Origin of the sequence: Pseudomonas sp. p99-361 (genome assembly GCF_003935475.1) — a bacterium.
Lineage (GTDB): Bacteria > Pseudomonadota > Gammaproteobacteria > Pseudomonadales > Pseudomonadaceae > Aquipseudomonas > Aquipseudomonas juntendi.
On the sequence record NZ_RHQO01000016.1, the window covers coordinates 78352 to 91438 of the forward strand.

At 62.9% G+C, this 13087-nt stretch carries 15 protein-coding genes; 8 read left to right on the plus strand and 7 right to left on the minus strand.

Annotated features, from left to right (window positions below):
- Window positions 1-39: 39 nt before the first annotated feature.
- The 6 genes from modC to EGJ22_RS10160 all read right to left on the minus strand — a co-directional run bounded on the left by modC (window position 40) and on the right by EGJ22_RS10160 (window position 4310).
- On the minus strand, window positions 40-1131 hold the full coding sequence (gene modC / locus EGJ22_RS10140; protein WP_029886321.1) for a molybdenum ABC transporter ATP-binding protein: 1092 nt from the start codon (window positions 1129-1131) through the stop codon (window positions 40-42).
- 1 nt (window position 1132) lies between these two features.
- Window positions 1133-1813 carry a molybdate ABC transporter permease subunit gene (gene modB, locus EGJ22_RS10145; protein ID WP_009683192.1) on the minus strand — a complete coding sequence of 227 codons (681 nt, stop codon included), beginning with the start codon at window positions 1811-1813 and terminating at the stop codon, window positions 1133-1135.
- Complete coding sequence (gene modA, locus EGJ22_RS10150; RefSeq protein ID WP_029886320.1) at window positions 1813-2571, minus strand: molybdate ABC transporter substrate-binding protein; 759 nt, start codon at window positions 2569-2571, stop codon at window positions 1813-1815. Before modA ends, modB begins: the two co-directional genes overlap by 1 nt.
- Before the next feature lie 140 nt (window positions 2572-2711).
- A complete protein-coding gene (locus EGJ22_RS10155) occupies window positions 2712-3788 on the minus strand; it encodes a nitronate monooxygenase family protein (RefSeq protein ID WP_029886319.1) in 1077 nt (358 codons plus the stop codon).
- Between the two features lie 41 nt (window positions 3789-3829).
- Entirely contained in the window at window positions 3830-4000 is a 171-nt protein-coding gene (locus tag EGJ22_RS26115; RefSeq protein WP_165944137.1) for a hypothetical protein, read from the minus strand.
- 7 nt (window positions 4001-4007) lie between these two features.
- A complete protein-coding gene (locus EGJ22_RS10160; RefSeq protein ID WP_029886318.1) occupies window positions 4008-4310 on the minus strand; it encodes a DUF1883 domain-containing protein in 303 nt (100 codons plus the stop codon).
- Between the two features lie 159 nt (window positions 4311-4469).
- Here EGJ22_RS10160 and EGJ22_RS10165 point away from each other — a divergent pair, with 159 nt between their 5' ends.
- From EGJ22_RS10165 to EGJ22_RS10200, 8 genes are all read left to right on the plus strand, one after another.
- The gene (locus EGJ22_RS10165) at window positions 4470-4829 is read left to right on the plus strand and encodes a hypothetical protein (RefSeq protein ID WP_029886317.1); all 360 of its coding nucleotides are present in this window, start codon (window positions 4470-4472) and stop codon (window positions 4827-4829) included.
- 145 nt (window positions 4830-4974) lie between these two features.
- Window positions 4975-5625 carry a cytochrome c gene (locus tag EGJ22_RS10170; RefSeq protein ID WP_029886316.1) on the plus strand — a complete coding sequence of 217 codons (651 nt, stop codon included), beginning with the start codon at window positions 4975-4977 and terminating at the stop codon, window positions 5623-5625.
- Window positions 5622-6536: a c-type cytochrome gene (locus EGJ22_RS10175; RefSeq protein ID WP_029886315.1), complete on the plus strand. Its 915-nt coding sequence runs from the start codon at window positions 5622-5624 to the stop codon at window positions 6534-6536. Before EGJ22_RS10170 ends, EGJ22_RS10175 begins: the two co-directional genes overlap by 4 nt.
- A gap of 272 nt (window positions 6537-6808) precedes the next feature.
- A complete protein-coding gene (galU, locus tag EGJ22_RS10180) occupies window positions 6809-7648 on the plus strand; it encodes a UTP--glucose-1-phosphate uridylyltransferase GalU (protein ID WP_009683182.1) in 840 nt (279 codons plus the stop codon).
- Between the two features lie 188 nt (window positions 7649-7836).
- A complete protein-coding gene (gene gorA, locus EGJ22_RS10185; RefSeq protein ID WP_029886314.1) occupies window positions 7837-9192 on the plus strand; it encodes a glutathione-disulfide reductase in 1356 nt (451 codons plus the stop codon).
- Between the two features lie 180 nt (window positions 9193-9372).
- Window positions 9373-9936 carry an alkyl hydroperoxide reductase subunit C gene (ahpC, locus tag EGJ22_RS10190; protein WP_004375926.1) on the plus strand — a complete coding sequence of 188 codons (564 nt, stop codon included), beginning with the start codon at window positions 9373-9375 and terminating at the stop codon, window positions 9934-9936.
- Window positions 9937-10063: 127 nt separating this feature from the next.
- Window positions 10064-11641: an alkyl hydroperoxide reductase subunit F gene (gene ahpF / locus EGJ22_RS10195; protein WP_029886313.1), complete on the plus strand. Its 1578-nt coding sequence runs from the start codon at window positions 10064-10066 to the stop codon at window positions 11639-11641.
- A 289-nt stretch (window positions 11642-11930) separates the two neighbouring features.
- Window positions 11931-12119, plus strand: a complete 189-nt coding sequence (locus EGJ22_RS10200) for a hypothetical protein (RefSeq protein WP_029886312.1) — start codon at window positions 11931-11933, stop codon at window positions 12117-12119.
- 4 nt (window positions 12120-12123) lie between these two features.
- Here the strand turns inward: EGJ22_RS10200 and EGJ22_RS10205 are convergent, their stop codons facing one another.
- A complete protein-coding gene (locus EGJ22_RS10205; protein ID WP_029886311.1) occupies window positions 12124-12771 on the minus strand; it encodes a YceH family protein in 648 nt (215 codons plus the stop codon).
- Between the last annotated feature and the right edge of the window lie 316 nt (window positions 12772-13087).

A 13087-nucleotide genomic window follows, 5' to 3' on the forward strand; every position in this document is an offset into this window, starting at 1 on the left:
AGATCACTGATCAATGGACAACACGCGTGCCAGGTATGCTCAGCCCAGTAGCGCCACCGATTTGATCTGGGCGTACACGACCTGCCCTGCGTGCAGGGCGAGCTGCTCTGCCGAAAACCGGGTAATGCGCGCGAGCAGCAGGTTGCCGCCAGCGTCCAGGCTGACCAGTACATGCGCCGGGTTGGCCGCGGGGCGGGTTTCGCGCACCTGGACCGGCAAACGGTTGAGGATGCTCGAGGTGCTGTCAGCTGTCAGTGCCAGGCTTACGTCACGCGCCTGCACCTTGACCCGCAAGGTGTCGCCCATGGCCCGGGCGGCATGGGCGATGCGTAGCAAGTGCCCATTTTCGCCGGGCAGGCGCAGGTCGAGCAGATCGTAGTGCGGGTCGTGCCCCACCACCCGGCCTTCGAACACCACCCCGGCGTCATCGTCCTGGGCCAGCGGCAGATCGAGGCGGGCGAGGGTTTCGCCAATGGGGCCGCTGGCCACGGCTCGGCCGTGTTCCAGCAGCACCAGGTGGTCGGCCAGGCGTGCCACCTCATCTTGTGCGTGGCTGACATACACCAGCGGGATGTCCAGCTCACCGTGCAGGCGTTCCAGGTACGGCAGTATCTCGCGCTTGCGTGGGCCGTCGAGGGCGGCCAGCGGCTCATCCATCAATAGCAGCTGCGGGCTGCTGAGCAGGGCGCGGGCGATGCCAACCCGCTGCGCCTCACCACCCGACAAAGTCGCCGGGCGGCGCTCCAGCAAATGGCCGATACCCAACAGCTGGCTGGCCTGGCCCAGGCTGACTTTGCGTTCGGCGGCCGCCAGGCGGCGCCAGCCGAATTCCAGGTTGGCGCGCACCGACAGGTGTGGGAACAGGCTGGCCTCCTGGAATACATAGCCCACCGGGCGTAGGTGGGGAGGGCGGAAATAACCACGGCTGCTGTCCTGCCAGACCTCGCCGTTGACCTCGACATAGGCGTTGGCAGCCCGCTCCAGCCCCGCCAGGCAGCGCAGGCAAGTGGTCTTGCCAGAGCCGGACTGACCGAACAGGGCGCTGATGCCGCGGCCGGGCAGGCGCAGGTCTACGTCCAGGGTAAAGTCGTCACGTGGCAGGTTCAGGCGCGCCACTATCGATGCAGTCATCTCAGCTCCAGCCGGCTTTACTGCGGCGCCCGGTGTACAGCAACAGCAGCACCAGGAACGAGAACACCAGCATGGCGCCGGCCAGCCAGTGTGCTTGTGAATATTCCATGGCCTCGACGTGATCGAAGATCTGTACCGAGACCACGCGCGTCTTGTCGGGAATGTTGCCACCGATCATCAACACCACACCGAATTCACCCACGGTGTGGGCGAAACCGAGAATGCTGGCGGTGACGAAACCGGGGCGCGCCAGCGGCAGCACCACATGGAGGAAACAGTCCCACGGGCTGGCGCGCAGGGTGGCCGCGACCTCCAGCGGGCGCTGGCCGATGGCGGCAAAGGCGTTCTGCAACGGCTGGACCACGAAGGGCATGGAATAGACGGTCGAACCAATGACCAGGCCGGTGAAGCTGAACACCACGGTGCCCAGGCCCATGGCCTGGGTGGCCTGGCCGAGCCAGCCGTGGGGGCCGAGGGCGATCAGCAGGTAGAAGCCGATGACGGTCGGTGGCAGCACCAGCGGCAGCGCCACCACCGCGCCCACCGGCCCGCGTAGCCAGGAGCGCGTGCGCGCCAGCCACCAGGCGACCGGCGTGCCGATGATCAGCAGGATCACCGTGGTCAGGCTGGCCAGTTTGACGGTCAGCCAGATGGCACCCAGGTCACTGGCATCCAGCGGCATCAGATTTCATAACCGTAGGACTTGATCAGGGCGGCGGCCTTTGGCCCCTTCAGGTATTCGATCAGGGCCTTGGCGGCGGCATTGTCCTTGCCTTTGTCGAGCAGTACGGCGTCCTGGCGGATCGGGTCGTGCAGGTTGGCCGGTACGATCCAGGCCGAGCCTTGGGTCACTTTACCGTCCTTGAAGATTTGTGACAGCGCGACAAAACCCAGTTCGGCATTGCCGGTGGAGACGAACTGGAAAGCCTGGGTGATGTTCTGGCCTTCGACGATCTTGCCTTTGGTGGCCGCGGTAAGCTGCAGTTTGTCCAGTACCTGGGTGGCGGCCAGGCCGTATGGCGCGGCCTTGGGGTTGGCGATGGCCAGGTGGCTGAATGCGTTTTGTTTCAGCACCTCGCCCTTGGCGTCGACGTAGCCTTCTTTCGCCGACCACAGCGCCAAGGTGCCGATGGCGTAGGTGAAGCGCGAACCGGGGACGATCTGCTTTTCTTCCTCGAGCTTTTTCGGGGTTGTGTCATCGGCGGCAAGGAACACCTCGAAGGGCGCGCCGTTCTTTATCTGGGCGTAAAACTGCCCCGTGGCGCCGTAAGCCGCGACCAGTGTATGGCCGGTTTCGTGTTCGAAGTCCTTGGCAATGGCCTGGATGGGCGCCGTGAAGTTCGCCGCGACGGCCACTTGAACCTCGTCGGCCCAGGCGGTGTTCAAGGCAAACAGACTGGCCATGGCAGTGAAGGCCAGGTGAGACGGGCGGATACGCATGCAGGCAGCTCCTTGGGGTATCGTTATATTCACAACTATATAGCGATAGGCCAGTTGTCGGGAAGGGCTGCTGGGTGCATTCGCAAGGATGGTGTGATTGCGGGCTTACGAAAGGTTGCCGCAGGCCGCACAGGCGCGGTCTACCCGGCAACCCTGGCCAGTGCCTTGGCCGCGATGTCCCGGGTCAGCGCCTCGGCCGGCATACGCCGCCCCAACCGCAACGCCTGCCCTGACCACAAGTTGCTGAAGTCGCTGTTGCCCTGCGGCTCGGTGATTGCCCTTAACGGCATCAATGCCCCGCCCGCCAGCGGAAACGCTGGTGCCAGCGCGCTCATCGGCCCCAGCTCGCGCATGATACGGTTGTTGATGCCGCGGGCCGGGCGGCCGGTAAACAGGTTGGTCAGCGCCGTGTCACTGGCAGGCGCACTGTCCAGCGCCTGCCGATGTGCTGGCGAAACCTTGGCCTCGGGGCAGAACAGGTACGCCGTGCCGATCTGCACGGCAGATGCGCCCAGGGCCAGGGCCGCCACCAGGCCGCGATGGTCAGCGATGCCACCGGCGGCGATGACCGGCAGGCGGACCGCGTCGGCCACCTGCGGTACCAGGGCAAAGGTGCCGATCTGGCTGGTGATGGCGTCGCTGAGAAACATGCCGTGATGGCCGCCGGCTTCATAACCCATGGCGATGATGGCGTCACAGCCGTTGCGCTCCAGCCAGACGGCCTCTTGCACGGTAGTGGCGGTGCAGAGCACCTTGGCACCGCTGGCCTGTACCCGTTGCAGCAGGTCGGACTGGGGCAAGCCAAAGTGGAAGCTCACCACTTCCGGCCGCAGTTGTTCGACCAGTTGGCAACTCGCCTCATCGAAAGGCGCACGGTTCGAGACCGGGGTGGGCGCCGCGAAATCCGCCCCCACTTCGCTGTAGTAGGGGGCGAGCGCCTGCTTCCAGCGCGCGTCGCGCTCGGCGTCGGGCGCGGGTGGCTGGTGGCAGAAAAAGTTCAGGTTCAAGGGGCGCCCCGGGCAGCCGGCGCGGAATGCAGCAATTTCGGCGCGCACCTGCTCACCGTTGAGCATGGCGCAGGGTAGGGCGCCCAGGCCGCCGGCCGAGCCCACCGCAATGGCCATGGCCGAGCCGGTTGCCCCCGCCATGGGGGCCTGCAGAATGGGCAACTCGATGCCCAGCAGGTCGAGGATACGGCGGTCGGGCCAGTGGCGCATGCGAGGTCTCCTTGCGCTGGCGAACGGTGCGGCGGCTACTACTACAGGGCCTTGCTGACCTGAATGTCGCTGATCTTGTCGGCGTCTTCACCATGGATTTTGCGCAAGGCTTCGAGGGCTTGCGCTTGCGAGGCGTCGGGCATCAGCGCGAAGTCCCAGCGACGCTGGCCGTCGAGTTTGTATTTGATCACGTACTTGATGGTCTGGGTCATGGTGGCCTTATCTGAGTTTCGACGACGAGCGACGGATGATCTTGATCTTGTGGATCAGGGTGGGCTTGCGGGTAACCGAGATCGGGCGGGTGGTCACGGTATCGATGGTGATATTCCAGAACCCGGTGCTGGGCACGGTGATCTTCGCCGGAAACTTCTCGAAGTGGCCGCCGTGGTAGGTATGACGGCCGCCGTTCTTGAAGCTGCGGAAGTTGGCGTCGTTCATCAGGCGGATATTGCAGCGCTGGGAACACTCGATGACGACGATGTCGTCCTCATTGAGGTGCTCGCGCTGGTGTACGAATTTCATGTGATGCTCCGCAAGGTTTGGTTCAGCAAAGGCAAAAGATACCACGATGTGCCGTTATACTGCCGCGCTGTTCGCCGGGCTTGGATAATTCTGCCAAAGCACGGAGCAAAACTGCCTGACGGTGGTCGAACGGGGTTCGTACAAGTTGAGGTATGACAGATGAAGTGGATGGTGGCCGCGTTGACACTGGCACTGGGTGGCTGTGTCAGTGTTTCCGAGTTGGAGCAATCGCATGCGACCCTGGATGTGATTTCTGGCAAGACGCCCCGCGAGTATGCCGATTGCGTCAAGGCGCAGCTTGCCGACAGCCGTGACCCACTGGTGGAAGAGCGGCGCGGTGACGGCCTTCGCCTGACGGTGCCGCAGAAGCTGACAGCATGTGCTGGCCCGGCCGCCCTGCTGGATATCGATGAGCGTGGCGGCGGCAGCAGCATCAAGCTGCATGAGCGGCTGAGCAACTTCCCGCTGCGCCTGGGCGATGTGCGCACGGCAGCTACCCACTGCATCTCGGGGAGTTGATCTGAGGCAAGTAAAGGGCGGTTAATGGGCTATTGGCCATCAGATCGGCCGGCCTGACGTTGTTGCGATTTCCCCGACGGGGCTAGTATCCATTTGCTTATGTTTTTTAAGCCTAAGCTTATAACAAAAGAAATGGAGATTCGTGATGACACCGTTGAGTCGCGTCGTGATCGGCAGCCTGCTGATCCTGGCCTGGCCCGGGGCGCATGCCGCCGATGGCCAGAAAATTTTCACCCAAGGCGGGGCCAACCCCGCCGCCCTGGCCTGCCTGGGTTGCCATGGCCCGGACGCCAAGGGCATCGCTGCGGCGGGCTTTCCGCGGCTGGCCGGCCTGCCGGCTGCTTACCTCAGCAAGCAATTGCATGATTGGCGCAGTGGCAGCCGCAAGCAGGCGGTGATGGAGCCGTTGGCCAAGGCCCTGAGCGAAGAGGAAATCACCGCCGTCAGCAGCTACCTGGCCAGCCTGCCGGCAGTCAAGGTCGTCGATGGGCGCCGCCAGCAGATTGCCGGTGACCCTACCACCCGCCTGGCCCTTTACGGCGACTGGAACCGGCATATCCCTGGTTGCGTGCAATGCCACGGTCCGGGTGGCGGTGGTGTTGGCGAGCACTTTCCGCCTTTGGCCGGGCAGCCTGCCAGTTATCTGGTGGCGCAGCTCAATGCCTGGCGCGACGGCAGCCGCAGCAATGACCCGAACCAGCTGATGGTCGGCGTGGCCAAGGCCATGACCGATGACGAGATCAAGGCTGTTGCCGAGTTCTTCGCCCGCCCCGCCAGCCAGGAGGTCAAACCATGAAACCGCTGATCCCCGCTCTGTTGCTGCTGGTTGTGGGCAGTGCCCAGGCCGCGCCTATCGCCATGGAAGACCAGTCGCAACTGAAGGTCCCCGGCAAGCAGGCCGCCCTGCAGTTCACGCCCCCGGCGGAAGACGAGCTGCCCGCCAATGCCTTCGGCAAGATGGTGCGTGAAGGCCATGCCTTGTTCGTCGATACCCGCCGGCTGATGCCCGAGGCGGTGGGCAACGGCATGAACTGCAGCAACTGCCACCTCGACCAGGGGCGTATGGCCCATTCGGCGCCACTGTGGGGCGCGTACCCCATGTACCCCGCCTATCGCAAGAAAAACGACAAGGTCAACACCTTTGCCGAGCGCATTCAGGGCTGCTTCCAGTTCAGCATGAATGGCAAGCCGCCGGCCGCGGACAGCCCGCAGATGACGGCGCTGTCGGTGTACGCGTACTGGCTGTCGACCAAGGCGCCGACCGGCGTCGAAATTGCCGGGCGCGGTTACCCGGAAGTCGCGCAGCCTGCAGGCGGGTACGACTTCACGCGTGGCCAGCGGGTGTACCGCGAGCAATGCGCGATTTGCCATGGTGACAACGGTGAAGGGCAGAAAGTGGCGGGCGAATATGTGATGCCGCCGCTGTGGGGCGAGGACAGCTACAACTGGGGCGCCGGTATGCACCGTATCAACACGGCGGCATCCTTCATCAAGTACAACATGCCACTGGGCAAGCCGGGCAGCCTCAGCGACCAGCAGGCCTGGGATGTTGCGGCATGGATCAACCGGCATGAACGGCCGCAGGATCCCCGCCTGGTAGAAGGCTCTGTCGAGAAGACGCGGGTGAAATTCCATGCCAATGACGGCGTGAACCTGTATGGGCAGAAGGTCGATGGCGTGCTGGTCGGGCAGGGGACCGGTAGCTGACGGGTGCCTGTAGCGAACGCTTGGCGGGTAAACCTGGCCTGCAACGGTGGTTGTGGAAGCAGGTTTGCTCGCCAGGAGGCCACCACAGGCATGCGTGAGCTGTGGCATTTCACTTGCATGTCTGCTGGCGATATTTGCGATCCCTCGGAACTATCTACACTTGCTTATCTCTATCTACCCATCGGTCGGCCGCAGGTCAGGCATTGTAAGGTTTGTGCCGCCTGATTAGACTGCGCCGAATTCCACAGGCCTAGCCTTTTGTAAGGACGTATATGATCAAGAAATGCTTGTTCCCGGCAGCCGGCTACGGTACGCGCTTCCTGCCTGCTACCAAAGCCATGCCCAAGGAAATGCTGCCGGTGGTCAACAAGCCACTGATCCAGTATGGCGTTGAAGAGGCATTGGATGCCGGCCTGAGCGAAATCTCCATCGTGACCGGCCGCGGCAAGCGCGCCCTGGAAGACCACTTCGACATCAGCTACGAGCTGGAAAACCAGATCAAGGGCACCGACAAGGAGAAATACCTGGTCGGTATCCGCCGCCTGCTGGACGAGTGCTCGTTCTCGTACACCCGCCAGACCGAAATGAAAGGCCTGGGCCATGCCATTCTCACCGGGCGCCCGCTGATCGGCGACGAGCCGTTTGCAGTGGTGCTGGCGGACGACCTGTGCGTCAACCCGGAAGGTGACGGCGTGCTGACCCAGATGGTCAAGCTGTACAACCAGTTCCGCTGCTCGATCATCGCCATCCAGGAAGTCGACCCCCAGGAAACCAACAAGTACGGTGTCATCGCCGGTGACATGATCCGTGACGACATCTTCCGCGTTACCAACATGGTCGAGAAGCCTGCACCGGAAGATGCGCCGTCGAACCTGGCGATCATTGGCCGTTACATCCTGACGCCGGATATCTTCGACATCATCAAGAACACCGAGCCAGGCAAGGGCGGCGAAATCCAGATCACCGACGCGCTGATGCAACAGGCGCAGAACGGCTGCGTGATCGCCTACAAGTTCAAGGGCAAGCGCTTCGACTGCGGTGGCGCCGAGGGCTACATCGACGCGACCAACTTCTGCTTCGAGAACTACTACAAGACTGGCAAGGCTTACTGATACAGCCGCTGCTTGTAGCAACACTGCGATGACTGGGGCCGCCGCGCGGCCCTTCGCGGGCAGGCCCGCTCCTACAGATACCGCGCACGCCTTTGGCGTGCGCCCACCTGATGGGAGCGGGTCTGCCACGAAGGGCTGCAAAGCGGCCTCAGTGCGTTATGCTGGTCGCCTGCTAGGAGAGAGAACACATGGCCTACGATTTTGATCTGTTCGTGATTGGCGCCGGCTCCGGCGGGGTGCGCGCTGCGCGCTTTGCCGCTGGTTTTGGTGCAAAAGTGGCAGTGGCTGAAAGCCGTTACCTGGGCGGCACCTGTGTCAACGTCGGCTGCGTGCCGAAAAAGCTGCTGGTCTACGGTGCGCATGTGGCCGATGAACTGGAACAGGCTGCCGGTTACGGCTGGTCCGTGGAAGAAGGGCACTTCGACTGGGGTACCCTGATTGCCAACAAGAACCGTGAGATCGAGCGCCTGAACGGCATCTACCGTAACCTGCTGGTGAACAGTGGAGTGGCCCTGCTGCAGGGGCACGCGCGCCTGACCGGGGCCAATGAAGTGGAAGTGGAGGGCCAACGCTACAGTGCCAGGCACATCCTGATCGCCACCGGTGGCTGGCCGCAGGTGCCGGACATTCCAGGCAAGGAACTGGCAATCACCTCCAACGAAGCCTTCTACCTCAAGAGCCTGCCACGCCGGGTGCTGGTGGTCGGCGGTGGCTACATCGCGGTTGAGTTCGCCGGTATCTTCCAGGGCCTGGGGGCGGCTACTTCGCTGCTGTACCGTGGCGACCTGTTCCTGCGCGGTTTCGATGGTTCGGTACGTACCCATTTGAAGGAAGAGCTGGAAAAACGCGGCCTCGACCTGCAGTTCAATGCCGATATCCAGCGCATCGACAAGCTTGAAGACGGTAGCCTGAAGGCCACGCTCAAGGATGGCCGCGAGTTGCAGGCCGACTGCGTGTTCTATGCCACCGGCCGACGCCCGATGCTGGACAACCTGGGCCTGGAAAACACCGGCGTCGAGCTGGACGAGCGTGGCTATATCCGGGTCGATGAACAATACCAGACGACCGCGCCGTCGGTCCTGGCCATTGGTGACGTGATTGGCCGGGTGCAACTGACCCCGGTGGCGCTGGCCGAAGGCATGGCGGTGGCGCGGCGCCTGTTCAAGCCCGAGCAGTACCGCCCGGTGGACTACCAGAACATCCCCACAGCCGTGTTCAGCCAGCCGCCAATCGGTACCGTGGGGCTGACGGAAGAACAGGCGCTGGCGGCAGGGCACAAGGTGCAGATATTCGAAAGCCGCTTCCGCGCCATGAAACTGACCCTGACCGACATCCAGGAAAAGACCCTGATGAAGCTGGTGGTCGATGCCGACACCGACAAGGTGCTGGGCTGCCACATGGTCGGCCCTGATGCCGGCGAGATCATTCAGGGCCTGGGTATTGCCCTGAAGGCCGGCGCCACCAAGCAGCAATTCGACGAAACCATCGGCGTGCACCCGACGGCCGCCGAAGAGTTCGTCACCCTGCGTACGGCTAGCCGTTGATCTATGCGTTACGTTGAAGGGGCGGGGCAGCCCGCTCCTACAACTGAGTCTTCTATCAAGTACCTCTGGCTATAGCCAAAACCAATCACGAGCATGAGGTTTGCCAATGAGCCTTCAGCAGGATGATTAGTTAGGATTCTATCCATCAACTGATTCCAACCCCATGAAGGAGCGTCTCTCATGCCAATCATCAACAGCCAGGTCAAACCGTTCAACGCTACCGCCTACCACAAAGGCGAGTTCGTGCAGGTCAGCGAAGCCGACCTGAAAGGCAAGTGGTCCGTCGTGTTCTTCTACCCGGCCGACTTCACCTTCGTTTGCCCGACCGAGCTGGGTGACCTCGCCGACAACTACGCCGAGTTCCAGAAGCTGGGCGTGGAAATCTACGGCGTGTCCACCGACACCCACTTCACCCACAAAGCCTGGCACGACACGTCGGACACCATCGGCAAAATCCAGTACCCGCTGATCGGTGACCCAACCCACGTCATCTCGCGCAACTTCGACGTGCTGATCGAAGAAGCTGGCCTGGCTGATCGCGGTACCTTCGTGATCAACCCGGAAGGCCAGATCAAGATCGTCGAACTGAACGACGGTGGTGTAGGCCGCGATGCAGCTGAGCTGCTGCGCAAAGTGAAAGCTGCCCAGTACGTTGCTGCCCACCCAGGCGAAGTTTGCCCGGCCAAGTGGAAAGAAGGCGAAGCCACCCTGGCGCCATCGCTGGACCTGGTCGGCAAGATCTAAGGCCATGCGCGCAACAACGCGGGCGGTAGGCAGCCGCCAAAGCTGAACAAGCTACCGCCCCGTCAAACGCCCGGGCGACCTCGCCTGGGCGTTTTTGTATCCGAGTATTGAAGAAGGAATCGCCCGTATGTTGGACGCCACGCTTAAATCGCAACTGAAAACCTACCTGGAGCGGGTCACCCAGCCGATCGAGATCGTTGCCTCCCTCGACGACGGCGCGAAGTCCCGTGAATTGCATGACCTGCTGGTGGAGATCGCCAGCTTGTCCACACTCATTACCCTCAGCGCGGACGGCACCGATGCCCGTCGACCTTCGTTCTCGTTGAGCCGCCCGGGTGCTGGCGCCGATGGCAAAGGTATCAGCCTGCGCTTCGCCGGCATCCCCATGGGCCACGAATTCACCTCGCTGGTGCTGGCACTGCTGCAAGTCGGCGGCCACCCTTCCAAGGCCAGTGCCGAAGTGATCGAACAGATCCAGGCATTGGAAGGCGAATTCACCTTCGAAACCTATTTCTCGCTGTCGTGCCAGAACTGCCCGGACGTGGTCCAGGCGTTGAACCTGATGGCCGTGCTCAACCCCAACGTGCGCCACGTGGCCATCGACGGCGCGCTGTTCCAGGGTGAAGTGGAAGCGCGCAAGATCATGGCAGTACCGAGCATCTACCTGAACGGTGAGTTGTTTGGCCAGGGGCGCATGGGCCTGGAGGAAATCCTCGGCAAGATCGACACCAGCGCCGGTGCGCGCCAGGCCGAGAAGATCAACGCCAAGGACGCTTTCGATGTGCTGGTTGTGGGCGGTGGCCCGGCTGGCGCGGCGGCTGCCATCTACGCAGCGCGCAAGGGCATTCGTACCGGCGTGGCTGCCGAGCGCTTCGGTGGCCAGGTACTCGACACCCTGGCCATCGAGAACTTCATCTCGGTGCAGGAAACCGAAGGGCCAAAACTGGCGACTGCACTCGAAGAGCACGTCAAGCAGTACGACGTCGACATCATGAACCTGCAGCGCGGCGAAGCATTGGTTCCGGCCACCGACGGCGGCTTGCATGAAGTGCGCCTGGCGGGCGGCGCATCGCTCAAGGCCAAGACTGTGATCCTGGCCACCGGTGCCCGCTGGCGTGAAATGAACGTGCCGGGTGAGCAGGAATACCGCGCGCGTGGCGTGGCTTACTGCCCGCACTGCGACGGCCCGTTGTTCAAAGGCAAGCGCGTGGCAGTGATTGGTGGTGGCAACTCGGGTGTTGAGGCCGCCATTGACCTGGCCGGTATTGTTGCCCAGGTGACGCTGATCGAATTCGACAGCCAACTGCGCGCCGACGCGGTGTTGCAGCGCAAGCTGCACAGTTTGTCTAACGTGAAAGTGATCACCAGTGCGCTGACTACCGAGGTGCTTGGCAACGGCGAGAAAGTCACTGGCCTGCGCTACAAGGATCGCGCCACGGACGAGCAGCATGAAGTCGCGCTGGAAGGCATCTTCGTGCAGATTGGCCTGTTGCCGAACACCGACTGGCTCAAAGGTACCGTCGAGCTGTCACCGCGCGGCGAGATCATTGTCGATGCCAAGGGCCAGACCAGCATTCCAGGGGTGTTCGCTGCGGGGGACGTGACCACCGTGCCGTACAAGCAGATCGTGATTGCGGTGGGTGAGGGGGCCAAGGCTTCGCTGGCGGCCTTCGACCACCTGATCCGGACCTCGGCACCGGCGTAAGCCTGGGCTGGCCCTGCCTTCGAAGGCGGAGCAACTGTCTTTCTCAAAATTTGAAAAGCCTGCGCGATTCACCTGTAGGAGCGGGCAAGCCCGCGAAGCAGACGACGCGGTGTCTGGCACCGGCTTTGCCGGTGTTCGCGGGCATGCCCGCTCCCACAGGGTGTCTGCGCTGGCTTAGAGTTGCCGCCGTACTTGCAGGAGCGGCTCTAGCCGCGAAAAGGCCAGCACTCGCAAGGCATCAAACCCAGGCTGTCTATGCTTACGGCATCCACCCTCAGGAAGCCGTATCATGACGCTGATCAGCCGCGAACCCTGGTGGCTAGTCCCGCCCAAGCCCGGCCAGACGGAGCAGGACCTGCATTGGGGTTACCTGGAAATCTACGCCGACGGTCGCACCGTATTCGTCGACCAGCGCCCCAGCGACCGGGAGCTGGCCGAGCGCAAAAGCTGCCGCAACTTCCCCGACCCCGAGCCGTGACCGCCTAGCCTTCCAAGTCTGCCAGGCGCGCTTCCAGCGCTGCGATGCGGGCTTCAAGCGCTTCAATACGCTCCTCCGACACGCTGCTGCCACTGCTGCGCTGGCCGCCCTCCTGCTGACGTGCAGCAAGAATCGCCTCGATCTCCGCCGGGTCGCCCAACGCATGGGTATAACGGTCTTCGCGCTGGCCCGCCTGGCGTGGCAGGTGCAAGGCCAGGTCGCGCGAGATCAGGCGCTCCAGCTGGTGCTGGATCTGCTCGGTGTCGTCGAAATCATGCAGGCGGTTGCTGCGGGTCAGCAGTTCGTTGAGGGTCTGCGGGCCACGCAGGAACATCAGGCCCATCAGCACCAGTTGCGCCGGTACCAGCTCCAGGGCCTTGTCCACCCGCTGCTCCCAGCGATCGGCGCGGCTGCCCATCTGCAGGCGGGTCATGCCCTGCGCTTCAAGGTTGCGCAAGGCCTGGCCGACCTGGCCTGGGGTAAGATTCATGACGGGCTCGCGGCTGGTTTTCTGGTTGCAGGCTAGGACCAGGGCGTTGAGGGTCAGCGGGTAGCTCTCCGGGCTGGTGGCCTGCTTTTCGATCAACGCGCCGAGGACACGGATCTCGGTGCTGCTCAAGCGGCCTTCACCGGCGGTTTCGTATTCTGACATGGCCCTGTCTCATTACTGGGGAAAGGTCACTAGGGTAGGTAATGCTATCGTGTAAGGCAATTGCGGCTGCTGGTGAGAGCGGGTGAGCCCGCTCCGGCCAGCAGCCCGAAGAAAATCAGGCGCTACGCCTAATGCCGGTCAGTCAAGACGCGGGGATGCAGCCCATCGCCGGCAAGCCAGCTCCCACAGGGATCGCCTTAGGGCTGACAGGTGTTTGCCACAAGGTATGGCAGCGCCTTTGAGATCGAGCGCCGCCCGCGCGGCGCAATCGCGAGCTGCGCTCGCTCCTACGTTTGTTTCGGGCCAGTAACGCCTG